The 25,579-nt window shown below is 38.1% G+C and carries 23 protein-coding genes and 1 pseudogene; 11 read left to right on the top strand and 13 right to left on the bottom strand.

Going from position 1 to position 25,579, the window contains the following annotated elements; genetic code table 11:
- Positions 1 to 150: 150 nt before the first annotated feature.
- Positions 151 to 1,848, bottom strand: a complete 1,698-nt coding sequence (gene groL, locus H6F39_RS03555; protein ID WP_190396250.1) for a chaperonin GroEL — start codon at positions 1,846 to 1,848, stop codon at positions 151 to 153.
- Between the two features lie 181 nt (positions 1,849 to 2,029).
- Between groL and H6F39_RS03550 the strand changes: the two genes are divergently transcribed.
- Positions 2,030 to 3,112, top strand: coding sequence for an MraY family glycosyltransferase (locus H6F39_RS03550; protein ID WP_190371966.1), 1,083 nt, complete (start codon positions 2,030 to 2,032; stop codon positions 3,110 to 3,112).
- 70 nt (positions 3,113 to 3,182) lie between these two features.
- On the opposite strand, the gene fabG is transcribed toward H6F39_RS03550, so the two are convergent.
- Positions 3,183 to 3,923 (bottom strand): 3-oxoacyl-[acyl-carrier-protein] reductase, encoded by a 741-nt coding sequence (fabG, locus tag H6F39_RS03545; protein WP_190396249.1) that lies wholly within the window; start codon positions 3,921 to 3,923, stop codon positions 3,183 to 3,185.
- Positions 3,924 to 4,149: 226 nt separating this feature from the next.
- Between fabG and H6F39_RS03540 the strand changes: the two genes are divergently transcribed.
- Positions 4,150 to 5,166, top strand: a complete 1,017-nt coding sequence (locus H6F39_RS03540) for a TOBE-like domain-containing protein (RefSeq protein ID WP_190371967.1) — start codon at positions 4,150 to 4,152, stop codon at positions 5,164 to 5,166.
- Between the two features lie 136 nt (positions 5,167 to 5,302).
- Here H6F39_RS03540 and H6F39_RS03535 read toward each other — a convergent pair whose 3' ends face one another.
- From H6F39_RS03535 to gatA, 3 genes are all read right to left on the bottom strand, one after another.
- The gene (locus H6F39_RS03535; protein WP_190371968.1) at positions 5,303 to 6,298 is read right to left on the bottom strand and encodes a protochlorophyllide reductase; all 996 of its coding nucleotides are present in this window, start codon (positions 6,296 to 6,298) and stop codon (positions 5,303 to 5,305) included.
- 62 nt (positions 6,299 to 6,360) lie between these two features.
- Positions 6,361 to 6,498, bottom strand: a complete 138-nt coding sequence (locus H6F39_RS03530; RefSeq protein ID WP_190396248.1) for an alpha/beta hydrolase — start codon at positions 6,496 to 6,498, stop codon at positions 6,361 to 6,363.
- A gap of 1 nt (position 6,499) precedes the next feature.
- Positions 6,500 to 7,960, bottom strand: coding sequence for an Asp-tRNA(Asn)/Glu-tRNA(Gln) amidotransferase subunit GatA (gene gatA, locus H6F39_RS03525; protein WP_137908847.1), 1,461 nt, complete (start codon positions 7,958 to 7,960; stop codon positions 6,500 to 6,502).
- 214 nt (positions 7,961 to 8,174) lie between these two features.
- Here gatA and H6F39_RS03520 point away from each other — a divergent pair, with 214 nt between their 5' ends.
- From H6F39_RS03520 to H6F39_RS03500, 5 genes are read left to right on the top strand one after another with little or no spacing between them, the layout of a single operon-like run.
- Positions 8,175 to 8,411, top strand: coding sequence for a ChpI protein (locus tag H6F39_RS03520; RefSeq protein WP_137908846.1), 237 nt, complete (start codon positions 8,175 to 8,177; stop codon positions 8,409 to 8,411).
- Positions 8,411 to 8,749, top strand: coding sequence for a type II toxin-antitoxin system PemK/MazF family toxin (locus tag H6F39_RS03515; protein ID WP_137908845.1), 339 nt, complete (start codon positions 8,411 to 8,413; stop codon positions 8,747 to 8,749). The genes H6F39_RS03520 and H6F39_RS03515 overlap by 1 nt, the downstream gene beginning before the upstream one ends.
- Before the next feature lie 45 nt (positions 8,750 to 8,794).
- Positions 8,795 to 10,474: an AIPR family protein gene (locus H6F39_RS03510; RefSeq protein WP_190396247.1), complete on the top strand. Its 1,680-nt coding sequence runs from the start codon at positions 8,795 to 8,797 to the stop codon at positions 10,472 to 10,474.
- A gap of 10 nt (positions 10,475 to 10,484) precedes the next feature.
- The gene (locus H6F39_RS03505; RefSeq protein ID WP_190371972.1) at positions 10,485 to 10,649 is read left to right on the top strand and encodes a hypothetical protein; all 165 of its coding nucleotides are present in this window, start codon (positions 10,485 to 10,487) and stop codon (positions 10,647 to 10,649) included.
- A 35-nt stretch (positions 10,650 to 10,684) separates the two neighbouring features.
- Entirely contained in the window at positions 10,685 to 12,049 is a 1,365-nt protein-coding gene (locus tag H6F39_RS03500) for an OB-fold nucleic acid binding domain-containing protein (RefSeq protein ID WP_190371973.1), read from the top strand.
- Between the two features lie 22 nt (positions 12,050 to 12,071).
- On the opposite strand, the gene H6F39_RS03495 is transcribed toward H6F39_RS03500, so the two are convergent.
- From H6F39_RS03495 to murG, 6 genes are all read right to left on the bottom strand, one after another.
- Positions 12,072 to 13,463: a PP2C family protein-serine/threonine phosphatase gene (locus H6F39_RS03495; protein WP_137908842.1), complete on the bottom strand. Its 1,392-nt coding sequence runs from the start codon at positions 13,461 to 13,463 to the stop codon at positions 12,072 to 12,074.
- A gap of 718 nt (positions 13,464 to 14,181) precedes the next feature.
- Positions 14,182 to 15,636, bottom strand: a complete 1,455-nt coding sequence (ftsY, locus tag H6F39_RS03490) for a signal recognition particle-docking protein FtsY (protein WP_137908841.1) — start codon at positions 15,634 to 15,636, stop codon at positions 14,182 to 14,184.
- 114 nt (positions 15,637 to 15,750) lie between these two features.
- Positions 15,751 to 16,392 carry a transcription antitermination factor NusB gene (gene nusB / locus H6F39_RS03485; RefSeq protein ID WP_137908840.1) on the bottom strand — a complete coding sequence of 214 codons (642 nt, stop codon included), beginning with the start codon at positions 16,390 to 16,392 and terminating at the stop codon, positions 15,751 to 15,753.
- Positions 16,393 to 16,508: 116 nt separating this feature from the next.
- Positions 16,509 to 17,246, bottom strand: coding sequence for a DUF502 domain-containing protein (locus H6F39_RS03480; RefSeq protein WP_137908839.1), 738 nt, complete (start codon positions 17,244 to 17,246; stop codon positions 16,509 to 16,511).
- Positions 17,247 to 17,711: 465 nt separating this feature from the next.
- Positions 17,712 to 18,329, bottom strand: a complete 618-nt coding sequence (locus H6F39_RS03475; protein ID WP_137908838.1) for a hypothetical protein — start codon at positions 18,327 to 18,329, stop codon at positions 17,712 to 17,714.
- Between the two features lie 52 nt (positions 18,330 to 18,381).
- Positions 18,382 to 19,464 carry an undecaprenyldiphospho-muramoylpentapeptide beta-N-acetylglucosaminyltransferase gene (murG, locus tag H6F39_RS03470; RefSeq protein WP_190396246.1) on the bottom strand — a complete coding sequence of 361 codons (1,083 nt, stop codon included), beginning with the start codon at positions 19,462 to 19,464 and terminating at the stop codon, positions 18,382 to 18,384.
- An 86-nt stretch (positions 19,465 to 19,550) separates the two neighbouring features.
- Here murG and H6F39_RS03465 point away from each other — a divergent pair, with 86 nt between their 5' ends.
- Complete coding sequence (locus H6F39_RS03465; protein ID WP_190371975.1) at positions 19,551 to 20,363, top strand: nuclear transport factor 2 family protein; 813 nt, start codon at positions 19,551 to 19,553, stop codon at positions 20,361 to 20,363.
- A gap of 177 nt (positions 20,364 to 20,540) precedes the next feature.
- Positions 20,541 to 21,302 (top strand): SDR family oxidoreductase, encoded by a 762-nt coding sequence (locus H6F39_RS03460; protein WP_190396245.1) that lies wholly within the window; start codon positions 20,541 to 20,543, stop codon positions 21,300 to 21,302.
- Positions 21,303 to 21,367: 65 nt separating this feature from the next.
- Here H6F39_RS03460 and H6F39_RS03455 read toward each other — a convergent pair whose 3' ends face one another.
- Positions 21,368 to 22,045, bottom strand: coding sequence for a GIY-YIG nuclease family protein (locus H6F39_RS03455; protein WP_190396244.1), 678 nt, complete (start codon positions 22,043 to 22,045; stop codon positions 21,368 to 21,370).
- A gap of 298 nt (positions 22,046 to 22,343) precedes the next feature.
- Here H6F39_RS03455 and H6F39_RS03450 point away from each other — a divergent pair.
- Positions 22,344 to 22,472, top strand: a pseudogene (locus tag H6F39_RS03450) (Fe-Mn family superoxide dismutase); the annotation flags it as partial.
- A gap of 28 nt (positions 22,473 to 22,500) precedes the next feature.
- Complete coding sequence (locus H6F39_RS03445) at positions 22,501 to 24,228, top strand: asparagine synthetase B (protein WP_190396242.1); 1,728 nt, start codon at positions 22,501 to 22,503, stop codon at positions 24,226 to 24,228.
- 46 nt (positions 24,229 to 24,274) lie between these two features.
- Here H6F39_RS03445 and H6F39_RS03440 read toward each other — a convergent pair whose 3' ends face one another.
- Positions 24,275 to 25,555, bottom strand: coding sequence for a hypothetical protein (locus tag H6F39_RS03440; protein ID WP_190396241.1), 1,281 nt, complete (start codon positions 25,553 to 25,555; stop codon positions 24,275 to 24,277).
- Between the last annotated feature and the right edge of the window lie 24 nt (positions 25,556 to 25,579).

Here is a 25,579-nt window from a genome sequence, read left to right as displayed (position 1 = left end):
AAAGACTGCCCAGCAAAAGTGGTGGAAGCAGCGTCCTAATTAACCTAGCTACAGCTATAGCCAAAAAATTAGTTAAAAAACCACCCCTCAGCACTCTAGGGGTGGGTAACTCATCAATTACATAAATTATGGATTTGGGACAGTATCAAATTAGAACATACCCATACCACCCATACCACCCATACCACCCATACCGCCCATACCACCCATACCACCCATACCACCCATACCACCCATACCGCCCATACCGGCATCAGGGGCAGCGGCTTGTTTCTCAGGTTTTTCGGCGATAATAGCTTCAGTGGTGAGTACCATACCGGCAATAGAAGCGGCATTTTGTAAAGCAGAACGAACCACTTTGGCAGGATCAATGATACCAGCAGCAATTAAGTCTTCAAATTCCCCAGTCGCTGCGTTATAGCCGATATTTAAGTCAGTTTCCCGGACTCTGGCCACAATTACAGAACCTTCTACTCCGGCATTGTCTGCAATTTGTCGCAGGGGTGCTTCTAAGGCTTTTTGGACGATATCAGCGCCAATTCTTTCTTCAGGGGAGAGTTTGGCTTTAATTTCATCTACCTTACTAGATAGATGAATCAATGTTGTACCACCACCGGGAACAATACCTTCTTCTACAGCTGCTTTAGTGGCATTAAGTGCGTCCTCAATTCGTAGTTTTCTGTCCTTGAGTTCGGTTTCTGTGGCTGCACCAACTTTAATCACAGCAATACCACCAGCTAACTTAGCAATGCGTTCTTGCAGTTTTTCGGTATCATAATCGGAATCAGTTTCTGCCAACTGTTTCCGAATTTGAGCAATTCGTTTTTGGATTTCTGGTTTAACAGTGCTACCAGCGACAATTGTAGTGTTTTCTTTGTCAATGTTGATTTTTACAGCAGTTCCCAACATTTCCAAGGTAGCGGTGTCTAAGCTTAAACCAATTTCCTCAGAAATTAATTGCCCATCGGTGAGAATGGCAATATCTTCTAGCATAGCCTTACGGCGATCGCCAAAACCAGGAGCTTTAATGGCAGCTACAGCCAACACACCACGAGATTTATTCACAACCAGAGTTGCTAAAGCATCACCGTCTACATCTTCAGCAATAATTAGTAAAGGTTGACCTGAACGGGCAACTTTTTCCAATATAGGTACTAAATCTTGGATGCTGCTGATTTTTTTATCGGTAATCAGGATGCGAGCATTTTCAAATTCTACTGTCATCCGTTCGTTATTGGTGATGAAGTAGGGAGAAATATAACCTCTATCAATCTGCATTCCTTCAACTACTTCTAATTCAGTAGTGAGAGATTTAGATTCTTCCACGGTAATGACACCATCTTTTGTCACCTTTTCCATGGCCAATGCCAGCATATTGCCAACTTCAGCATCATTTCCAGCGGAAACTGTGGCAACTTGAGCAATAGCACTTCCTTCTACTGGTCTAGAAATTTTGGCAATTTCTGCTACCAGTCCCTCAACGGTTTTATCAATACCCCGTTTCAAACTCATGGGATTTGTTCCCGCTGCAACATTCTTTAAACCTTCCTTAATCAAGGCTTGTGCTATAACTGTGGCAGTGGTAGTGCCATCGCCAGCTATATCTTTAGTTTTCGATGCTACTTCCTGAATCAATCTAGCACCAGTATTTTCTAAAGGATCTTCTAATTCAATTTCTTTGGCAACAGTAATACCATCGTTAACAATTTGGGGAATACCAAATTTTTTTTCCAATAGAACGTTCCGTCCTTTTGGACCCAAAGTGATCTTCACCGCATCTGCTAGGGTGTTAATACCCTTTTCTAAAGCACGCCGTGATTCTTCCTTAAATGCAATAACCTTGGCCATGTTTTATTTCTCTATATACTTCCATTAGACAATTTAGCACTCACTGACCAAGAGTGCTAATCCCTTTGCACAATTTATTTTATTTCACAATTTAGATGCACCATCAAAATCCCAAAATACATTACCATTAGCAGTTGATACTAATATTTAACTATAAAACCCATGATTGTCTTGGGAGCAGATGAATCTAGAAAACTTCCTTATATCCCTTGGCATTGCTAAACCTAGCGGCTCCGGCTGGTTAGCTGTAGTGTTTACATTTCTATTAGCTTCAGGTGTCACCTGGTTTTTAATTCCCACAATTCGCAAATTTGCCTTAGAGGTAGGTTGGGCAGACCAACCCAATGCCCGACGACTGAATCAAGAACCTTTACCTAATGCCGGCGGTTTGGCAATTTATGCGGGTGTAATTGCGGCTTTGGTCTTAGCTAGTCTCTTGCGGCCAATTGAAATCCAGGGCGTTTTGGCTCAAGTCTTAACCATTCTCCTGGGAGGTTCAATTTTAGTTCTGGTTGGCTTTATTGATGACCAATTTGGTTTACCTGCCTCTGTGCGGTTATGGGCTCAGGTGACGACAGCACTTTTGTTAGTTGGTAACGGGATCAGTATTAAAGTTATCTTTGGTACACCAGTTGATTCTCTCTTATCTATGGCCTTAACGGTACTGTGGGTAGTAGGAATCACTAATGCCATTAACCTCATGGACGGTATGGATGGTTTAGCTGGTGGTATCAGTTTTATTACTGCTATTAGTTTATTAGGAGTTTCTGCCCAATTTGATAATCGTGCGGCTGCTACTTTAGTTTTAGCGGCTTTGGGAGGGGCCGCATTGGGTTTTTTACGCCATAATTTTCACCCCTCACACATCATTATGGGTGATGCTGGAGCATACTTTTTTGGTTATGTTTTAGCAGCAACCAGCATTTTAGGTAAACTTCAACAAAATACTGTTTATGCCCTCATACCTACAGTTTTATTTCTGTTGTTGCCAGTTATTGACACTACTCAAGTGTTTATACGCCGGATCATGGCCGGAAAAAACCCTTTGAGTACACCTGGTAAAGACCATCTGCACCACCGTTTGTTGGCTTGGGGACTATCCCAACGCAATGCGGCTTTTATCTTATGGTCCATTACTTTGGGTTGTAATTTACTGGCTATGAAAATCCAGGGTATGAGTTTATCTGTAATCCTGGCTACTGCTGCTGGTATTATCTTGCTGTTAGGCTTTACTGTTTGGCAAAGAATACTGAATAATCGCTAAAAATGATTATAGGCATAGATCCCTGACTTCTTTGAAAAGTCGGAGATCTGGGTATGAGCGTATTATCAAACTACATCACCATGCCACCGTCAACATTAAATACTTGTCCAGTGATGTAGGCTGCTGCGGGATCAGATGCTAAAAATCTTACCATGCCGGCAATTTCTTCCGGTTGACCAAAACGCCCCAAGGGAATATATTGTAAAATTCCTTCGGCTTTAATATCGCTGGTCATGTCAGTGATAATAAAACCCGGAGCAACGGCATTTACAGTAATTCCACGGGAAGAAAGTTCTTTGGCTACGGTTTTGGTAAAACCAATCACACCCGCTTTGGCGGCACTGTAATTGGCTTGTCCAGGATTGCCCATTTGTCCAGCTACGGAAGCAATATTAATAATCCGCCCTGAACGTTGTTTAAGCATAATTTTACTGACTGCTTTTGTACATAAAAATACGCCAGTTAAATTAATGTCTATCACTGCTTGCCATTCTTCTAATTTCATTCTTAGCAGCAGGGTATCACGAGTAATTCCGGCGTTATTAACTAGGATATCCACTCGCTGGAACTTTTCTAAGGTGGTTTTAATCAGTGTATCTACTTGATTTTCTTGAGACACATCTCCTTGAATAGCAAATGCTTCACCTCCGGCTGTGGTAATTTCTGCTACTACTTGATCTGCAGCTGTGCTAGAACTAGTGTAGTTAACAACTACTTTTGCACCTTCAAAGGCTAATTGTAAAGCGATCGCTCTGCCAATTCCTCGTGATGCACCAGTGACAATTGCTACCTGATCTTTTAATAAACTCATCTCATTTTCCTCAATCTTTGGAGATATCGCGCTCATTATTTTATGGTAATTTGGTGAGGAGATCAGATATTTTCTGAATCCATTATGTTTCATCGCATCTGATAAAACAGACTCAAAATCTTTTCATTCACAAATTTTAATAACAACACGGCAAATATTTATGATATAAGTAAAGTACGGTATTCCTACTTAAAAACCGTAGATTATTTGCAGAGGTGTAGCACCAGTGGGTATAGTAGTAGAAAACGTTTCTAAACAATTTGGTAGTTTCCAGGCCGTTGCACAGGTAAATCTGGAAATTCAAAGTGGTTCTCTTGTGGCTTTATTAGGTCCATCTGGATCTGGTAAATCTACTTTATTACGGTTAATCTCTGGTTTAGAAATGCCAGATACAGGTAAAATTATTCTGACAGGGAAAGATGCTACTTATCAAAGTGTGCAAGAACGAAATATTGGCTTTGTCTTTCAACATTATGCTCTATTTAAACATTTAACTGTTCGTAAAAATATCGCTTTTGGTTTGGAAATTCGCAAAGCTCCGCAAAAGAAAATTCAAGGTAAAGTAGAACAACTACTAGAATTGGTGCAATTAAGCGGGTTAGGCGATCGCTATCCTTCGCAATTGTCTGGGGGACAAAGACAACGGGTAGCATTAGCTAGAGCATTAGCGGTAGAACCCAATGTACTATTATTAGATGAACCTTTTGGCGCACTTGATGCTAAAGTCCGTAAAGACTTACGAGCTTGGTTGCGTCGTCTGCATGATGAGGTTCATGTTACCACAGTTTTTGTTACTCATGATCAGGAAGAAGCAATGGAGGTTGCTGATGAAATTGTAGTTATGAATAAAGGTAAAGTTGAACAGGTAGGAACACCAGCACAGATTTATGATCATCCTGCATCAGCATTTGTCATGAGTTTTATCGGTCCTGTGAATATATTACCTAGTTCTGCTAAAATTTTCCAAAGTAGTGGATTTGAGTCAACACATCCAGAAACATTTTTGCGTCCTCAAGATATCATCATTGAAACAGTTGCTAATGGGACCACAGTACCAGCTATAGTTAGCAGAATCATTCATTTAGGTTGGGAAATTCAAGTAGAATTAACCTTAGATGATGGACAAATGATGACAGCCCATTTAACACGGGAACGGTTTGATGAATTAAAGTTAGAACCACAAGAAAAAGTTTATGTCAAGCCTAAAGAGGCTAAATCTTTTCCCCTTTATTATTCAATATAAAAAGAGAGAATGTAAAGCCAAAGATTAGTAATGTAAGGCAAGCAAATAGTAATGTAAAGCCAACGATCAGTAATGGATCATAAATAATTGACAATTGACAACTGTAAATTATCAATTATCAACTATCAATTAGTAATTAGATGAGAGATTTTGCCTTTTCAGACTCTTTTCCTAAACCAACCAACTGAGTGCTAAGTTCCCACATTCGTTTGCCTTTTTCGTCATCTCGTGCTTGGGGAGAAACTTTCTGTACAAAAGATGTTCTATCCTTCTTTTGACGATTTCCCCAACTCCAATAAATACCAGATTGCTTGTATTCAGGGTCAGCTACTACCATAGCAACACGTTCTCCTGATAATTCCTCAGAGACAAATCCCCCAGTAATATATTTTTGGAACAGAGGGAAAAGTTTTTGAAACTGAGGGTAATGATTACGGAATAAAGCCGTTGTGGCTACACAACCAGGATAGAGAGAACTGAAAGTAATACCAGTTTTTTCATGAAAACGGTTATGTAGTTCGCGCATAGTTAGCACATTGCATACCTTACTATCTTTGTAAGCCTTGACTGGTTCAAACTTCTTACCGTTAATCATTGTAATTGGGTCTTGGAAACCTGCTGCAAAACCCTCAAAATTACCCAAATCTGGACGAGGGGGAATTTTGCCACCCAATTCATCTGGGTTATGGGTAACAGTTCCTAGAATTACTAATCTTTTATCAGTGGCAGATGACTTTTGCAAATCTGGTAACATGAGATTACACAGTAGGAAATGTCCCAGGTGATTTGTAGTGACAGTTAATTCATATCCTTCGGGAGAAAATAAAGGCTCTTTGATTAAAGGCATATAAATAGCAGCATTGCAAACTAAAGCCTCTAAACTTCTACCAGTAGCCCTAAAATTGTTGACAAATTGTCGAACGCTTTCTAAAGAGCCTAAATCAATGTGCATGAGTGTGTAGCTATTTGCAGGTATTTCCACGCTTTTAGCAGCTTTTTCGGCTTTGATTAAATCACGACAAGCCATAATAACGTGCCATTGTCCTCTATTAGCGAGAGCCTTTGCTGCTTGTAAACCTACTCCTGAAGAAGCACCTGTAATGATTACGGTTGACTGACGATTTTGTTCCATTTGTTTATATTGCTTCGATGATTGTTGAGTTTAAAAAAACAGTGTATATGATCTTGATGATCTCATACTTTTGAAATTTCTATGGTAATGAGTAATTGGTAATGGGTAATGGGTAATTGGTAATGGGTAATTGGTAATGGGTAATTGGTAATGGGTAATGGGTAATTGGTAATGAGTAATGGGTAATTGGTAACTGACAAATTAAACAATTTTTGGTTTTTGTAAATGCCAATTAGTTGATTGTTCATAAGCATAAGCTACTTGGAAAAGTTGCTCCTCTCCCAAAGCTTTGCCAACTATTTGTAGCCCAATTGGTAAACCTTGACTATCAAAACCACAAGGTAAACTAATCCCTGGTAAACCAGCTAAATTAGCGGGAATAGTCATTAAATCATTCAAATACATACTCAAAGGATCGGTAGTTTTTTCTCCGGCTGTAAATGCGGTAGTAGGTGCAGTGGGAGAAATTAAAACATCTACTATTTCAAAAGCTTTTTCAAAGTCTTGTTTAATTAAAGTGCGGACTTTTTGCGCTTTCAAATAATAGGCATCATAATAACCAGCGGAAAGGGCATAAGTGCCAATCATAATCCGGCGTTTGACTTCCGCTCCAAAGCCTTGAGAACGAGTCCGGGTATACATTGATAAAAGATTGTCCGCATCAGGAGAACGTAAACCATATTTAACGCCATCGTAACGGGCTAAATTAGCTGAGGCTTCCGAGGGGGCGATAATGTAGTAGGTTGGTAAACCATAGCGAAAACTGGGACAGGAAATAGGATGAATTTCTGCACCTAATTCTTGCAGTTGTTCAATAGCTTTAGTGACAGCAGCTTCTACTTGAGGATCTAAACCTGCACCAAAGGTTTCTGTAATTACACCAATTCTCAATTTTTTGCCAACTTTGAGATCCGGTTTTAAACTAGCTGCATAGTTAGGAATTGGGACCTTGAGACTAGTAGAATCTTGGGGATCATAACCTGCGATCGCACTCAATAATATAGCTGCATCTTCTACACTGCGTCCAAATGGTCCAATTTGGTCGAGAGAAGAAGCATAGGCCACCAAACCATAACGGGAAACTAAGCCATAGGTCGGTTTCATCCCTACCACACCGCAGAAAGACGCAGGTTGACGAATTGAACCTCCGGTATCAGAACCCAGAGAAACCACACATTCATCTGCTGCTACTGCTGCGGCTGAACCACCGGAAGAACCACCGGGAACACGGGATAAATCCCAAGGATTAGCGGTAACTTGATAAGCGGAGTTTTCTGTAGAACTCCCCATAGCGAACTCATCTAAATTAGTTTTACCCACCATGACACCCCCAGCGTCAGCTAGTTTTTGGGTGACGGTAGATTCGTAAGGTGGGACAAAATTTTCTAAAATCCGCGAAGCGCAGGTGGTGACAATCCCTTTTGTACATAAGTTATCTTTAATGCCGATGGGAATCCCCGCTAACAGTCCAATTTCTTCTCCCGCAGCGACTACTGCATCCACAGCACGAGCTTGTTTTAAGGCTTGTTCTGTCGTGACAGTGAGGAAACTGTGCAGTTTTGGTTCTAACTCTTGAATCCGATTTAATGCTTCTTGGGTAATTTCAACAGCAGAACGTTCTTTAGTGATTATCTGTTCGTGCAATTCGCGGATGGATGCCATAATTGTTATCTTTAAGGAATCAAGTCATTGATTTTAGCATTTCCAGGGCTGGGGATTGGGGAATTTGCGTCTCTACAGTAGATTTTTTGCCCCTCACCCAGAGGTGCAGAGACGCAAAGAGAGTTTTGAGAGTTTAGTTATAGTCCTAAAGCGATTATTGCCATAATTACAAAAAGTTGCTAACATTAAGGTATAACTAAAGTTATACCAAGTTATGAAAACAGCAATTTCCATTCCTGACCCTCTTTTTGAAGCTGCTGAACAATTTGCAAAACATAAAGGCTTATCCCGTAGTCAGCTTTATGCTGTAGCACTTCAAGAGTATTTGCGATCGCATAAACCGGATCAAATTACTGAACAGTTAGATGCTGTATATGCCGATGAAGATAGCAGTCTTGATCCATTGTTTGTCAGTCTACAAGCCCATACAATATCAGAGGAAAATTGGTGATGCAGCGAGGTGAAATTTGGTGGGCAGAACTGCCCATACCTGTTGCTTCTGAACCAGGATATCGTAGACCTGTTTTGATTATTCAATCAGATGAGTTTAATAGGAGTCGAATTAGAACTGTGATTGCTGCTGTTCTCACAACTAATCTGCGATTGGCCCAAGCTCCAGGAAATATTTTACTAACAACAGATGAAACTGGTTTATCCCAAGATTCCGTTGTGAATGTTTCCCAAGTAATTACTGTGGATAAGTCATTTTTAATAGAGCAGGTAGGACAGGTAGATAATAGCGCAATGTTGCTTATTAATGAAGGTCTTCGTTTAGTTCTAGCTTTATAGTCAGATTATTAGTAAACTATCAAGTCACTCTCTCAACTACAAATCATGAATATTAATGCCTCTATTATTGATCAACGTTTGCAATCAGTGACTGATGCCATTCGACAACGGGCTGCGGAAGAATTAAATATTAATGATGCCGGTAAACTTAAATCCTTAGCATTTGTATATTTTTGTGTGCAAACAATTCTGGATTTAGAAGACTCTAATACCTTTGATTGTTTGACCGAAGGTGGTGGAGATTTTGGTGTGGATGCTATGCACATTTCTGAAGAATATGATGGTGAGTTTACAGTCAGTTTATTTCAGGTAAAGTATGTAAATAATCTAGAAGGTAAGACTAATTTTCCTGAAAATGGCATCACGGCTCTCATTAATGCGATTCGATTTTTGTTTGATCCCACTGCAAAATTAGAGCATATTAATCAACGCTTACTTGCGAAAGTAGAAGAAGCCCGGAGTTTAATTCGGGATGGATATATTCCCCAGGTGCGGGCATTAGCTTGTAATAATGGCATAAAATGGAACGCGTCATCTCAAGAAGCAATTGATCGATCTGGATTCGGTGATCAGGTGACATGGGAACACATCAATCATGAACATCTGATCAAAATTCTGCAAGCTTCCAAACCAGTTAAAGATACTTTACAACTAAGTGGCAAAGCTGTAGTTGAAGATATGAATTTCAGTCGGGTGCTGGTGGGCAGAATTTCCATAACTGAAATTGCGGCTTTGATTGAGCGACACGGAGAACGCTTGTTAGAACGCAATATCCGCCGTTATTTAGGGCTGCAAGGCAACCGGGTCAATGAGGGTATTCGGGACACTTTAAACAGCGATGAAAAAAACAATTTCTATTTTTATAATAATGGCATTACTTTAACTTGCGACAGTTTTTCCTATAACGCGCTGCAAAATGGTGATTATCAGGTACGAGTTGAGAACCTACAAATTATTAATGGTGGTCAAACTTGTATGACCATTTTTAAAACTCTTCAAGACCCAAATTTCTGCCGACAAAATACTGAAGCTTATGTTTTAGTTCGGCTTTATCAATTACCTACTGATAATGATGATTTAGTCCAAAAAATTACTTATGCTACCAATAGTCAAAACCCGGTGGATCTGTATGACCTGCGAGCCAATGATGAGCGACAGCAACGGCTGGAAATGGATATCCAACAATTGGGATTTAACTACCGCCGCAAACGCTCTGATACAGCCACTAAATCCACAGATATTACTTCAGGTGTGGCGGCGGAGGCGGTATTAGCGATTTGGCGACAAAAGCCTCATCAAGCTAAGTTTTTCACTCGTGAGCATTTTGGTAAACTGTATAATGTAATTTTTACTGAGCAGCTGAATGGCGCACAAGTCGTAATCGCTGTACAGTTGTATAGAATTGCTGAAAAGCAACGCAAACGACCAAACCCAAATGATCCTGCTTGTGTCCGTTATGCTTCATGCTTTATTGCCATGCAAATGGGGCGAAGACTTCTCAAAAGAATGAATCTACAAATGAAGGAAATTGACCACCGTAATTTTGAAGATGTAACTCAGTTGATTAATCAAAATGGGGAGAATTATTTCCATGATTCAGTGCGAGATGTTCAAAAGGCACTTCAGGTGCTTTACGGAAGCCAGGAAATTTCTTTACAACAACTTTCTGCCACTTTCCGACGCGGTGATTTAATAGAGAAACTTCAGCAGATGGAAATTCATTAAATATATTCCTATGAATGACAAACTCCAGACCGAAACAGACAATCTACAAGAAAACACTAATGTGGAAATAAGTCCAGAACCAGAAACCGAAAAAGTTTTATGTCCCCATTGTCAACGCACTGCTACAAATGGTATTAAATGTAAAGGCATTTGTGTGGCTGATAATGACTATTAAGGTGTAAATAAACAAATTTAGAAAAACTAAGTAATATGGTTAAAATAATTTCCCGGAAATATGTCGGTCAAGCCAATGTTTATGATATTGGTGTGGAAAATGACCATAATTTTGTGATTAAAAATGGTTTTGTCGCGGCCAATTGTTTCAATAAATCTCACTCTACTGCTTACGCTTACGTCACCTATCAAACAGCATATTTAAAAGCAAATTACCCATTGGAATATATGGCCGCGCTGTTAACTGCTAATAGTGGTGATACTGACAAGGTACGGAAGTATCTTGATAATTGCTCTAATATGGGTATTGTTATTGATCCACCTGATGTTAATCGCTCTGGTTTAGATTTTACTCCCATAGATGACAAAATTTTATTTGGATTTTCGGCGGTACGAAATGTGGGACAAAATGCGATCGCCTCAATTTTAGAAGCAAGAGAACAATCAGGAGAATTAGTCCCATTTAAATCTCTCGCGGATTTTTGCGACCGTGTTGATTTACGAGCTATGAACCGACGTACTTTAGAATCACTAATTAACTGCGGCGCTTTTGATAAAATTGAACCTAACCGCAACCAATTAATCCATGATTCGGAATTAGTTTATGAGTGGGCCCAATCCCGTGCTAAAGATAAGGCTAGTGGACAGGGAAGCATTTTTGATTTATTAGGAAGTGGATTTGCAGGTAATAATAATCTAGTTCAAAAAAACACTTTTGAATCTGCTCCGAAAGCTCCTCCTGTTAATGATTTACCACCTCAAGAAAAATTACGAATGGAAAAGGAATTATTAGGATTTTATTTATCAGACCATCCTCTCAAATCTATCAGACAATCATCGTCAGTCCTTGCACCAATTAATTTAGCACAACTGGGTGAACAAAAGGATGATTCTATCCTTTGTGCGGTAGTAATGTTGAATAATGTTAAAAAAGTAATGACAAAAAAGGGTGAACCAATGGCAATTTTGCAAGTTGAAGATTTATCTGCTGCTACGGAAGCTATTGTTTTTCCTAAAACTTATGAACGCATTAGTTCTATACTGGCAGTTGATGCTAGATTAATTATTTGGGGTAAGGTAGATCGTCGTGACGAACAAAGTCAATTTATTCTGGAAGATGCAGAAACTGTAGAAATGGTAAGAATGATTTTATTGGAACTTAGTCCACAACAAGCGGGGACTATTGAAGAACAACATCGTCTAAATACAATTCTTAAAGCCCAAGCTGGAGATAAGGATAATAAATCAAAAGTACCAGTAATTGGCATCGTTCAAGCAGGAAATCATCGAGAAATTGTCCGGTTTGGTAGACAGTTTTGGGTACAAGATTCGGGAACAGCATTGCAAGCATTACAAAATGCTAATTTTCACGCTGATATTAAACAATTAACTAGTGGTTAAGCATAAACATAAATTTGAGTGATTACACAATTTGCAAAACAACCAATGTCATATCATCTGTATTTTGTCTATCAGTGCCGATAAATTTCTCAACTTGATCAAATAGATATTCAACAATTTCTTGAGGACTATTACAATACTTACAAGCTGTTCTAAAGGATGTAATAAAATTATCTTCATCAAAGCGATCGCCTCCAGCCGCCGCCGCATCAGTCAAACCATCAGTATAATAAATAACTGTATCCCCAACTTCTAACTGGGCTTGAGCGTCTTCATATTCACTATTAGCGTCTAAACCAATTAACATTCCCAAGGTATCCAAACGGGTGACGGTCTTTGTCGCTGCGTGCCACCACAAAGGCGGATTGTGGGCTGCATTACTATAAGATAAAATCCGCGTTTGCGGGTCATATTCTGAATAAAACATAGTTACAAAGCGGTGGGAATTTTCTAAATCCGCATACATAACACGATTCAAATTTTGCAAAATTCCGGCTGGAGTGTTACCGTGTAATACTTCACCCCTTAACATTCCCCGCAACATGGTCATAATTAAACCTGCGGGGACACCCTTACCCATAACGTCCCCAATTACCAAACCCCAACTAGCATTTTCTGATATCATGCGTGGCGTAGCTGTAGGTTGTTGTGGGTTGGGTTTAGTAGGAATAAAATCATAATAATCACCACCGACGCGATTAGCTGGTTTACAACGTGCTGCTATAGACAAACCAGGAATATTGGGACATTGACGCGGTAAAAGTCGGCGTTGAATTTCCGCACCAATTTCTAATTCTTGATCTAAACGTTCTTTTTTTCTTAATTCTACAGCTAGTTCATCATTGTCAATGGCAACTGCTGTTTGGTCGGCTACTAACCGGACTAATTTCTGTCTAGTTTCTGTCCAACTATATTCAGGATCACGACTGAGAACATAAAGCCAACCTCGTTCTGTATTTTTAACTAAAATGGCTGTACCAAAGATTTGGACATCAGCACCCAGATAACGGTGCATTTGTTCATCTAAAATACCTGTAGATATAGTTGGAGGAACGGAATGATTTAAAAGGGTAATTTGACTACTAGCAGTTTCTAGGGCTTTTCTAATATTTTTTCTTTGTTGACTGTCTTGCCAATGTAATTGTTCTAATCTAATTTGTCCATTGGGTTTATAAAGAAAAAGTGCGCTACCTTCTCCATCTGTCACTTTTGTGGCCATAAGAGGAATCAATTCTAAAAACTGATTTAAATTATGGAAGCTTCTGAGAGCAAATCCTAAAGAACCCAACAAGTCTTGAATTTTATTTTGTTCTCGATGTAGCCTGGCCACGAGTTCCTTAAGTGCCACCACAGGAGTGACATCTGTTGTGGCACTGTTATTACTATCAGTAGGATGAGGTGGAAATTGTGACACAGGTTAATATTGCAATTGATAATACCAAATTTGTGGTTATTTCTAAATACTCTTTTTTGATAAATTGTTAAATTATATTGGCTGAGATTCGTTATTTTAGCAAGAGTAGAAGCAGGGTAGGACGGAATTTCTTGTGGTTGATGATTAATCTTCTGATTTTGTCAAAAATATTTCTTTGGTAATCAGTATTAATCAGAGGCTTCCAATTTTTTCATAACTGAATTAGCCATTCATATATCTTGAGAAATATAAAGTTGATCATCAATAAAATTACCTCTATTTCTTACAGGGTAGATATTAGTAATCATCAAACCAAAAACCATATAGATTTATGGTCAGTTAATTGATGATTTTTGGGTAGTTGGGTTTTTGTGAAAAACAGAGTTGTCATCATGCTTTTAACCTATATACCACAAATTTTGGCAATATTTCCGCAGATAGATTTCTTTTATGAAAAAATTCTCTTTTTTTTCCATAAATACGTAAGTTTTAGGTAACATAGATAAAACTAATTTACGCAATTTAAGGACTTCGACGCTAACACCAACCCCATTTGTCTAGATCACACTAAAATATCCGGTACGTTCCTGAAATTACAATAAGTGACTTAACTGTAATTTTAGTTATATACTTGACTCAGTACGATGAGGGAATTTGTTTGAGTTATAAATCTTGCTTTTGCGTCACATCTCAATCAAAAGCAATATCAAAAGCAATATCAACCGCTCAATAATGCTTCTACAAATTCATAACTAGAAAAGGGACGTAAATCTTCAATTCCTTCACCAGCACCAATAAAACGAATAGGTAAGCCTAACTGCTGAACAACAGCCAGGGCGACACCTCCTCTAGCTGTTCCGTCTAATTTGGTTAAAACAACGCCACTGAGTTGGGCTGCTTGGGAAAATACTTCTGCTTGTCGCAGTCCATTTTGTCCTAGAGTAGCATCAAGAACTAAAAGAGATTCAACATGGGTATTAGGAGCTTTCTTGGTGATAATTTTGCGGATTTTACTGAGTTCCTCCATCAGATTTTTCTTATTTTGCAGTCTTCCAGCGGTATCTATTAATAATAGTTCAGTTTCCCTAGCCTGAGCAGCGGTGATCGCATCAAATACCACGGCTGCTGGATCAGTGTTTTTACCTGGATTAGCGATAACTTCTACACCGCTTCTATTCCCCCAAACTTTAACCTGTTCCACCGCAGCCGCCCGGAATGTATCAGCCGCACCAATTAAACACTTATAACCGGATTTTTGTGCTAGGTGAGAAATTTTACCAATGGTTGTAGTTTTCCCCGCCCCATTAACTCCAGTAATTAACCAAATCGTGAGAGTATCTTTTTCCGGCGCGAACCTAGATTTTACATGATTTTGTAAGGGTGCATCTAGCATATCCCTAAGAATTTCTTTAAGATAGGCTATTGCTTGTTCTGGTGGAGTTACTTCTGTGAGTAGTTTTTTTTGCAGCGCAGTAATAATATATTCGGTTGCTTCTACACCTACATCAGCTTGTAGAAGTAATGATTCAATTTCATTTACAGCATCTTGATTGAGCGGTCCTTGACCAACAATTGATTTTAGGCGATTAATAATATTTCGTCGGGTTTTATCTAAACCTTGACGCAGTTTTTTCAACCAAGTAATCTCTTCTATGGAAATATCTTCCGCTTTTCTCCCTTGGGCGGCTAAAACCTCTGCTGACCATCTAAAACCATCATCAAATGCTAATTCGGGAATTGTTACCTCTGTTTCCGTGGTTATTGTCAGTATTTCTGGAATTTCGGTTTCTATGGAACTAGCAATCAATTTCTCTTGTTTAGCTTGTCTTTCTGCCGCAGCCCGTTCTAAAAAAGATAAATTAGCTGCTTCTGGTTGTAATTCGTTAACAATATCTTCGGTAGTTTCTACTGCATTTTCAGTTAGTGTAATTACTTCCTCTGTGGCTACTATTTTTTCAGGAATAGTATCTTCTGCAACAGTTACAGGTGTTACTGTTTCTATTTGTTGTTTTTCTTGAATATTTTTATACGCAGCTTTAGCAAAAGCTAACAAATCCTCCGTATCTGGTACTGTTGTTTCTGATTGAGTTGCTGCTACTGCGGGTGGTTCTGTTTGGGTTTGGGGAGTATCAGCGGATTGATGATGGGGACGATTAAACCAATTGAAAGCCATTGTAGTTGATTTAGATAAGAATTTAATTAGGAACCATGGAAGGACTTAGAAATCAAGGAAGAAAGAGAAAGAAAAGCCTTAGCACTGACCAATGATCACTGACTAAGGACAAATTTAAGCAGTTTTTTTCCGTTCACTGACTCGACGAAGAACGCCATTAATAAAACGGTGACCATCTTCTCCACTATAACGTTTAGCTAATTCTACAGCTTCATTAATAGCGATACTATCAGGGACTTTCATGAATTTTATTTCTGCGGTAGCTATTTGTAGAATATCTCTGTCAATTTGGGCTAAACGGGTCACTTGCCAATCTACTAAAGCATTAGAAATAAGTTCTTCAATAGCCTGACGATTTTCATTTACGGTAATAATTATTGCTTTGGCATAATTACGAACTTCTTTATCTTGATTAGCTAATTGAATCAATTCAGGAAAATCAACAGATGTACCTAATTGATTAATAGCGGTTTGGGTATAGGAAATTGCCTCCTTTAGCATAGTTCTAGCCGTATTCAAGTCAGCGGCTCTAGTTTCACTAGTCAATAGACGCTCATTACTCCGTTGCAGTTCTCCTGCGGCATTATTCAATGTGTCCTGTACTTCTAATGTGAGGGTGCGTACTGCCCCTAAGACTAGCTTAGAGACTAATTGTTCGTCTGATAGGGCTTCTAGTTTTTTGGGGTTTATTGGTAACTGACTGAGACTTAGCAGTGCCAATTCACGCGCTATTTGCTGGGGTTTACGACGTTGCATACAGTTGGGATGATAAAAATATGTGAATTTTGGCACAGACAAACAATTAGCTTATCTATTTTCGGATCACTTTGCCAGATTTGCATCAAGTTCAATTTTTGCTGCTGGTATTTTCGCTATTGTCTTATTTCTAGAGGTAATACTGTTGCCAGCATTGTCAGATCAGATGTTTCCATATTAGGAGCGACTATACCACCAGATACAATTATTTTAAAAGCATCTTCAACGGATATAGAAAGATTAATTACCTCTTCTTCTGGGACTATTGCATACCAGCCTGTTGTTGGGTTGGGGGTAGTGGGAATAAATATACTGATTACAGGACGAGAGATATGATTTTGGATTTCATGGCTAATTATTCCTGTCACAAAACCAATCGCCCAAATTCCCCGACGAGGATATTCTACTAATACTACACGGCGAAATTTACCATGGGAATCCTTTAGAAGTGTTTCTAATAGTTGTTTGAGGGTTTTATATACCTGACCGGCTAAAGGAATCGCGTGTAATAACCGTTCACCTAGATCTAATAACCACCTTCCAGCAATGTTTCTAGCCATTAAGCCAATGACGAGAATACTTAATAGTGGTACAGCTAATCCGACGAATAAATTAAGTATATTTACCAGGATTGGGTTTAAACCGTCAAAAGGATTAAGTTGTTTGGGAATTTGGGTAAGAAAGTTAATTACCCAGGTGGCTATGGTAATTGTTAACCAAATGGTAGTTGCTAGGGGAATTAACACCAACAAACCAGCAATTAGGTCATTTTTCAGGTCTTGTTTTAAGCGTTCCACTACCAAACTCTGGTTCTCCTTGTTTAGCTTCGTTAAACTGTTGTGATTATTTTCCATATCAGCTTAGTCACATTTGGAATATCAGAAACTGATTAGAGCAGGTTTCAGTATCTTGCAACAGGTTATTTTTCATCCCTAGAAAACACTTTTTGTATCCGTCTCTAATGGTAAAAAGTCACACTATCGCTACAAAATTCAGCCATTTCTTGCTTAGACGTAAATATAGACATCAGTACACCATTATGGCGGATTGTGAATTTGTGAGAGTGTTACTTATCTTTGCAATCATTGTAAATGATTGTTGCAAGTCTGAGAGATATTATAACAGGGAACAGGGAACAGGTAACAGGGAACAGGTAACAGGTAACAGGTAACAGGTAACAGGTAACAGGTAACAGGTAACAGGTAACAGGTAACAGGTAACAGGTAACAGGTAACAGGGAACAGGGAACAGGGAACAGGGAACAGGGAACAAGGAAAAGATTTTAAATCTCAAACTTTGCGCCTTTGCGCGAAATATAATTAATCTTTCATTTCCAAAATACCAACTAAAATATGACCGATTTCTTCAATATCATCAGGGATTCTCAAAAGAGTCATATCTTGGGTAATTTGTTGTTGTTGACGATCTAATTTACCAAAGCGCCAAATTTCTCCAGTGGTAACAGCACCATAAAACACAGATTTATTTTCTTCAATTTCCGATAAAGCAATTAACTCTACTGCGAGTTGAGTAAATCCTCTAGTTAAATCATCATTTTTGGCTTCAATAACTAACAAGCTTTGCTGAGAACGCAACAAATAATCTAGATTTACTTTTAACCAATTATTCACATTAACTGTATACTCAATTTTTAGCTGACATTGACAACAAGTGATAACCTCCAATAAAAGGGGTGAAACTAGAGTTTCTCGTCTAGCAGTTTCATTATTCAAACTAACTAATGGTAAGAAAGAGGTGATTTTATCTTTAAGTTCTGCAATGTTCTTTAAAGGATTGGAGGTTTTAGGTAGAGTAATGGCTTTTTTAATAAATGAGTAACCTAACTCAGAGAGAATTTCCTCTATATCGTAAGGTAATTCAAAATAAGAGCGAAATGTGTAAGATTGTCCTTCTTGAAGTATTTTTTGTTTAGTCATATAGCAGAGAATTTAATTTCTCAAACTCTTATTCTTTGTGCTTTTTTGTAAGTTACGTAAGTCCTGCTTCCATTACTTTTCGCACTAAAGTTGCCAATTTATCCGCACTATCAGGAACAGAGATTGCTTTGGCATTTTTCCCCATTTTCGCCAATTTTTCTGGATATTGCAACAAATTTAAAACCTGAGTTGTGAATATTTCCTGTGTCAAATCAGACTGTTTAAACGACAACGCAGCGCCAGCTTTAGTAAACACTTCTGCATTATAAGATTGATGATCTTCTGCTGCAAAGGGATAGGGAATTAAAATTGCTGGCGTACCACAAACCGCCAATTCTGTCAAGCTACCCGCACCAGAACGACTAATAGCTAAATTAGCCCTTCGCAACAAAGCCGCCATATTGTTATAAAAAGGCAAAGCGATATATTGAGGATGTTGTAGACTGTTAATATCAGGATCATTATCACCTGTTAAATGGACTATATAAGCACCGGCTTGAAACCAAGCCTCCGCAGACTGACGTACCAATTTATTTACAGCTACAGCCCCCTGACTACCACCAAATACCACAATTAAGGGAACACCATCGGGAACAGATAAATCTAACTTATTATTACCTCCCTCGTGCAAAAATTGAGAACGGACCGGAGTACCCACAGAAAAAGTTTTAGATCGAGGTAAGTATTGAGCCGTAACATCAAAACCTATGGCCACTGCATTACACCAAGGACCAAAAAAGCGGGTAACTTTTCCTGGTAAAGCGTTAGACTCATGAAAAACCACGGGTAAACCCAAAGAACGGGCTGCAATTACCGCAGGACCTGCAATATAACCACCTGTAGTGAAAACTCCGTGGAATTTTCCCTGTTTAAGAATGCGTCTGACTTTCAAAATTGCACCAATGAGTTTAACAAAAGTGCGAAGAGAACGAAGACTCAAACCCTGCTGAAAACCCTCAACAGAGATGGTATTTAAAGGATAGGTCTCTGGAACTAACTGAGTTTCTAGGCGGTTTGGTACACCTAACCATTCAATATCGTATTCTGGCAGTTTTTCTGCCAATGCGATCGCGGGAAACAAGTGTCCACCTGTCCCACTAGCTGCTATAAGTAATTTAATTGCTGCATTTACCATTCCTGACTATACCATTTATCGCCCAGCTTCATTAAGATAAAACAAATTCCTTATCTTTAGATCATCAAATCAGTAAAATCTTACTTATGACTAAAATTATCCCTTTATTAATGAAACGTAACAAAACATTACCCTTAGGGTTTGCCCTCCTTTCCAGTTTACTAGCAATTGGTTTATCTGTTCCTGGGCAATTGGCGCAAGCAAGTCAACCGGAGAATGCACCTTCTACACTCACTAAGCTCTTAACACAGATTGATACTGCTGCTAATCAAGGTAATGTTAAAGCTGTGATGCAATTTTACAGCCCTACATTTACTCATAGTGACGGCTTAAACCGTAAAGGCATGGAACAAGCCTTAACAGGACTGTGGAAGCGATATCCTCAATTACGTTATACTACAAAGCTAGAATCTTGGAAATCTCAAGGTAATACAATTATTGCGGAAACTGTTACCAACATTAGCGGTTTACCTGCATCTGGTAATAATAATTTAACCCTCCAGTCTACAATTAAATCACGTCAAAAAGTCACAGGTTTAAAAATTGTTCATCAAGATATTTTGTCAGAACGGACTCAACTAACCGCTGGGAGTAAACCACCCCAAGTAGAAATTAAATTACCACAACGGGTAAAAGTTGGTGAAAAATATAGTTTTGATGCCATTGTTCAAGAACCATTAGGTGAGGATTTTCTACTGGGAACAGCTATAGAAGAACCTATTCAAGCCAATAAATTTCTCAAACCCACAATTGCAAATTTACAATTTCTCAATGTTGGAGGACTTTTCAAAATCGGACGCGCACCCTCCACTCCTGGTACTCAGTGGATTTCCGCAGTTATTCGCAGGGGTGAAAATATGACTATTATTACTCAACGGTTACAAGTAGTTAAAAAGTAGGTGACAGGTGATAGGTGACAGGTGACAGTTAAGAGGGAATAGGGAATAGGCAATAGGGAATAGGCAATAGGGAATAGGCAATAGGGAATAGGCAATAGGGAATAGGCAATAGGGAATAGGCAATAGGGAATAGGCAATAGGGAATAAAAAAAATACCCAATTACTAATTACTAATCCATGCAAAACCAAATTGTTTTTATTACTGGTGCAAGTAGCGGTATAGGTGCTGCTTGTGCCAGAGTTTTTGCTCATGCTGGTGCAAAACTGATTTTAGCGGCACGACGGTGGGAACGGTTACAGCAATTAGCTGATTCATTGGATATCCCATCTGATAAAATCCATTTATTAGCACTTGACGTGTGCGATCGCTTGGCAGTAGAATCAGCTATTAATAATTTACCTCCTTCCTGGTCAAATATTGATATATTGATTAATAATGCTGGTTTAAGTCGCGGTTTAGACAAATTACATCAAGGTGACTTTCAAGACTGGGAAGAAATGATTGATACTAATATCAAAGGTTTACTTTACCTGACCCGCTACATAGTCCCAGGAATGGTGGAACGGAATTTTGGTCATGTTATCAATATCGGTTCTATAGCCGGACATCAAACCTATCCTGGTGGTAATGTCTATTGTGGGACAAAAGCAGCGGTTAAAGCCATTTCTGAAGGCTTAAAACAAGACCTTTTAGGAACTCCTGTGCGAGTAACTTCTGTAGACCCTGGTATGGTAGAAACAGAATTTAGTCAAGTGCGTTTTCATGGTGACACAGAACGGGCTAAAAAGGTGTATCAAGGCCTTAAACCCCTAACTCCTGATGATGTGGCTGATGTGATCTTTTTCTGTGCCACTAGGCCAAGTCATGTTAATATTAGTGAGGTCTTACTGATGCCCGTTGACCAAGCCAGCGCTACTTTAGTAAATCGGCGGGTATAAACTTCACTCTCGTCCTCTCGTTCCCAGCCGGAGTCTGGGAACGAGTTAAAGGCGCATTATTATCTTTATGATTTGAATCTGAAAACAGGAAAAGTAGATACTGATTTTACTGTCGCAATTCCAGTCTCCTCTTCATGCTTTTGTAACCGTTTAATAACTTCCTTTTGAGCTTCTACTTCTGGGGAATACTGCCATATTTTCTTACTTTGAAGATGCCCACTAATCCCTAGAGATTTATCAGATATCTTACCACCGTTCTGTTCTAACAGGGTGACGAGATTAGGTTTCAATTCTTCCATCTCTTGTTCCAATAAAGCTAATTGCTGCTTAATTTCTCGATATCTATTGATGTAATTTTCTTCACTGTATCCGAGATCAATTTTTGGTAATTTTTGTTTAGTCAAGTTCATGTTTAGTGGTGGGTCGAACTTCTGGATATACCCAACTTCCCACTCATGTAAATCTTGCTCGTCAGTCCAGACAAAGTAACAGATGTGCTGAACTTTGTTGGTTTTGAAATCCTCAAATTTTTCGTGTTGTGAGTGTCTCTTTCTCAGGCTAGACGTGGATATCCCTATATACCAAATTCTACTAGCTGAATCAATGGCGAAGTAAATACCAGGATTGTCTGGTAAGTTTTGGTGATCTCCCAAAAGAACTTTACCGAGTTTTTTAATTGAGAAATTAGGAATAAAAGCAGAATCCTCGGACTCAATTTGGTGGTCTAAAGCGGTTTGTGTCATTTTTCCCCCTAATTCCAAGACTTTATGGTTTATTTTCTTTCACATCTTACCGTGTTTTACGGTAAATCACGATCAACTGTGCCACACATGAACATGATGAAAACTAGTGAATATGATGAAAACTAGTGCCAAAAATCATTCTGAGATTTATTCTTGTGGCGGGTTTGCCCTCAAACTGCTGTAATTACCTCTAATTTATTACAGGACTTAGGCAAAATATCTCTCCCTAAACCCCCATTTTTCTGTTACGTATGTGCCTGAATTGGTTTATTATTACGTGACACTTGCGTGTCGTCCTCAAGAATTTTCTACTGTTGCTGCTACTCAATTCGGTAGTGGTTGGCCTTGGTTGATAATCATGTTACAAGTCATGAAAACACCAAAGGCCGAAAACCCCTTCGCTCATGGTAAATTTAATATTGTTACTGATTACCTTTTATCCAATACCTAAACCAATGCTATTTAATTTTTTTAAAAGTTCTGATGTTATTACAAATATTGAATTTAACTCTAGTTGGTGTGTAGCTTACGGAAAACTAAATAATTTCACTAGGGATATAATTTGGCAAGATCAGCAATTTGCAGTTATTTCTAAATCAGATAAAATTGCAATTAGTGACAGTAAAAGATTTGTAATAGTTGGAGATATTTGGTTAAGTAACCGAGGAGAACTACTGCAAAAATTAGGAATTGAGATTAATCATACTTGCAGTCATCAAAAAATAGTGGCACAACTTTGGGAAAAATACAATTCTGAATGTTTAAAGCTATTATTGGGAATGTTTGGGTTAGTAGTTTGGGATTGTGAAAAACAGGAATTATATTTAATTAGAGATGCCATTGGTGGACGCACTTTATATTATACTACCACAGGTTTAACTTATTGGATAGCCCCAAAATTAAGAACTTTAACACCTTATCGTTCTGATAATTTAGATTTAGTTGCATTACGGGATTATCTTTGTTGTGCATTTGTTCCGGGAGAAAGGACACTTTGGCAAGATATTAAAGAAATTCGTCCCGGTAGTTTTCTAAAACTACCATCTCACAAAGTTGATCATTATTGGCAATTAAAAGAACAAATTATAGATACAAATCAACCTTTAGAATGGTATGGTGAAAAATTGCGGTTTTTACTTGAACAAGTTGTTAAAGAATATTTACCCGAAAATCAACCGGTTGGTATTTTCCTATCTGGTGGTTTAGATTCTAGCAGCATTACCGCACTAGCAGCGAAATTACATCATGCACCAATTCACACCTATTCTATTCATTTTGGTGCAGAAACTGCGAACGAATTAGAATTTTCTAGTTTAGTTTCTCAACATTGTCAAACCCAACATCACATCTTAGAAATTAGCTTTCGGGATATGTGGGAACGTTTACTAGAAACCATGGTTTATTTAGATGATCCTATTGGTGATCCTTTGACAGTTCCCAATTTATTAATAGGGAGAATAGCACGGAAAAATGTGCAAATTACCCTGAATGGAGAGGGAGGAGATCCTTGTTTTGGTGGTCCAAAAAATCAACCTATGTTAATTAACAGTTTATATGGTTCTATTCACAATCAAGATTCATTACAAGCTTATTTAAGTTCTTTTCAAAAGTGCGCTTTAGATTTACCACGACTTTTAAAACCGGAAATTTGGCAAAGTTTAAAAAATGAATCATCCATATTTGATCATGATTTAAATGCCGATGTCAATTATTTGAATAGATTAATGTTTTTAAATATTAAATTTAAAGGTGCAGATCAAATTTTAACAAAAGTGAATAATTTAACTCAAGCGGCAGATTTACAGGGTTTATCACCATTATTTGATCAGCGCGTAGTTGAATTAAGTATGCAAATTCCTCCAGAATATAAACTTTCAGGAGTCGAAGAAAAAGCGGTTTTAAAAAAAGCAGTTAGTGACATTTTACCAGATACTATTATTCATCGTCCTAAAAGTGGGATGATGGTTCCTGTACAATTGGGATTTAGAAAATATTGGCCAAGAAAAGCGCGGAAATTGTTGTTAAATAGAAATAGTCAGATATCAGCTTATATTAATCAGGATATATTGCGTGAATGGTTAGATTTTCAAGGTGATATTTGGGGAAGATATGGTGTTAAACTGTGGTTATTGGTGAGTTTGGAAATTTGGTTGCAAGTAAATAAAAATACATTGGAGAAATAGTTAAATGCGGAAATTTTGTTACCTTCCCCACAATACCCATGTTTATTTAACCAAAACTTTCCACCATATAAAGATCATTTCCTGAATTAATACCTGAATCACCAATTAAAATTATACTACTATCATCACTTTCTAAATTCAAGCTTCCAGAAATACCATGTCTGAGAACTTGAATTAATTTTTGTGGGGTAAAAGATTCCAATTCGACAAAATTACCAGTATCTAACCAAGCTAATTCTTCAGCAGTTAAACTCTGACGAATATCTACAGATAATTTTTTAGCTTCGTCTTTTAACTGTGAAGAAAACCGAATAAACATTTTTCCCTGACTCGCAATAATTTGACGGGGTAAAAGTCCCAGGTCAATAATTGTCACATTGCTATTTAAAAACCACTTTTCACTGGTGCGAAGATGATGAACTAAACTGACACCTTTAGGACTACAATCATGAATAGCATAAACCTTTAAATCAGGGTTACGTCGTAGCATTTCCATTGTAGTGGAAAAAATGCTTTGAGGATAACCGGTAATACTGAGAATTGCACAATTATTTTCAAAGTGGAAATTATTAGCAATTAATAATTGTGCCATATTAGCACTATCACAAACTACTAATCTATCAAAACTATAAGCTGTTATATCGGGGTTAATAGATTTAGGTGCAATTTGTTCTTGTTGTGAAGTTAGAACTTGATCAACTTTACCATTTATTTGTTGCCATTTTCTCAACCAACTATCTAAATCTGTGGAAGGAAATAAAAGTTCCTGTGGTAAATTTTGGACTTTTCCTAACTGTCTAGTTCCTAAAAATATTGATAGCAACCCTAAAATTACTACAATAGAGAAAACAGAGAAAGAATCTAACACAAATAAACTTGCTGATATTCCCACTACCAGAATGACCACTCCCAGTCTTTGTAAGGTTTTAGCACTTGCTTTTCGACTAGCATTGTTGACGCTACTTGAATTTGTGTTATTAAATAAATACCAAATTGTAAGTGCTTGGAAAACTAGATTAAATAAATACGAAATTGTAAAGAAAATCCAAACATTAAAAAAAAGATATAAAAACCAAAATCCTATTGGTTGAAATGCCTTTTTTCTAACCCGATTATCTAAAAAATAAAGGAGTTGTTTGGGTGTAAAATATAAAGTATAACTAGCTGAAATATCTGCTAATGTTTTAGAAAACATAGAATCGGTAATTGTCGCAGTTCCCATACTTGTAGGTTCAAAAACAAAAGGATGATTGCATTTTAAACATCTGCCTTGATTTGCTGTTCTGTCTTTTAATTTATTATCAGTTCCGCAGTTAATACATTTCATGGTTTTGCTGGTTTTGATTTTGGG

Origin of the sequence: Dolichospermum sp. FACHB-1250, assembly GCF_014696335.1 — a bacterium.
GTDB lineage: Bacteria > Cyanobacteriota > Cyanobacteriia > Cyanobacteriales > Nostocaceae > Dolichospermum > Dolichospermum planctonicum.
Note: the sequence above shows the minus strand (reverse complement) of the source record. Positions and strands in the feature narration are given on the sequence as shown.

Bases quoted from the DNA above. Each gene is read 5' to 3' on its own strand.
- ftsY (WP_137908841.1), bottom strand. From the start codon at position 15,636: ATGGCTTTCAATTGGTTTAATCGTCCCCATCATCAATCCGCTGATACT.
- H6F39_RS03440 (WP_190396241.1), bottom strand. From the start codon at position 25,555: ATGAAATGTATTAACTGCGGAACTGATAATAAATTAAAAGACAGAACA.
- H6F39_RS03475 (WP_137908838.1), bottom strand. From the start codon at position 18,329: ATGACTAAACAAAAAATACTTCAAGAAGGACAATCTTACACATTTCGC.
- H6F39_RS03445 (WP_190396242.1), top strand. From the start codon at position 22,501: ATGCTATTTAATTTTTTTAAAAGTTCTGATGTTATTACAAATATTGAA.
- H6F39_RS03520 (WP_137908846.1), top strand. From the start codon at position 8,175: ATGAAAACAGCAATTTCCATTCCTGACCCTCTTTTTGAAGCTGCTGAA.
- groL (WP_190396250.1), bottom strand. From the start codon at position 1,848: ATGGCCAAGGTTATTGCATTTAAGGAAGAATCACGGCGTGCTTTAGAA.
- H6F39_RS03455 (WP_190396244.1), bottom strand. From the start codon at position 22,045: ATGACACAAACCGCTTTAGACCACCAAATTGAGTCCGAGGATTCTGCT.
- H6F39_RS03460 (WP_190396245.1), top strand. From the start codon at position 20,541: ATGCAAAACCAAATTGTTTTTATTACTGGTGCAAGTAGCGGTATAGGT.
- H6F39_RS03500 (WP_190371973.1), top strand. From the start codon at position 10,685: ATGGTTAAAATAATTTCCCGGAAATATGTCGGTCAAGCCAATGTTTAT.
- H6F39_RS03480 (WP_137908839.1), bottom strand. From the start codon at position 17,246: ATGGAAAATAATCACAACAGTTTAACGAAGCTAAACAAGGAGAACCAG.
- nusB (WP_137908840.1), bottom strand. From the start codon at position 16,392: ATGCAACGTCGTAAACCCCAGCAAATAGCGCGTGAATTGGCACTGCTA.
- H6F39_RS03465 (WP_190371975.1), top strand. From the start codon at position 19,551: ATGACTAAAATTATCCCTTTATTAATGAAACGTAACAAAACATTACCC.
- H6F39_RS03550 (WP_190371966.1), top strand. From the start codon at position 2,030: ATGAATCTAGAAAACTTCCTTATATCCCTTGGCATTGCTAAACCTAGC.
- H6F39_RS03510 (WP_190396247.1), top strand. From the start codon at position 8,795: ATGAATATTAATGCCTCTATTATTGATCAACGTTTGCAATCAGTGACT.
- H6F39_RS03505 (WP_190371972.1), top strand. From the start codon at position 10,485: ATGAATGACAAACTCCAGACCGAAACAGACAATCTACAAGAAAACACT.
- H6F39_RS03535 (WP_190371968.1), bottom strand. From the start codon at position 6,298: ATGGAACAAAATCGTCAGTCAACCGTAATCATTACAGGTGCTTCTTCA.
- fabG (WP_190396249.1), bottom strand. From the start codon at position 3,923: ATGAGTTTATTAAAAGATCAGGTAGCAATTGTCACTGGTGCATCACGA.
- murG (WP_190396246.1), bottom strand. From the start codon at position 19,464: ATGGTAAATGCAGCAATTAAATTACTTATAGCAGCTAGTGGGACAGGT.
- gatA (WP_137908847.1), bottom strand. From the start codon at position 7,960: ATGGCATCCATCCGCGAATTGCACGAACAGATAATCACTAAAGAACGT.
- H6F39_RS03515 (WP_137908845.1), top strand. From the start codon at position 8,411: ATGCAGCGAGGTGAAATTTGGTGGGCAGAACTGCCCATACCTGTTGCT.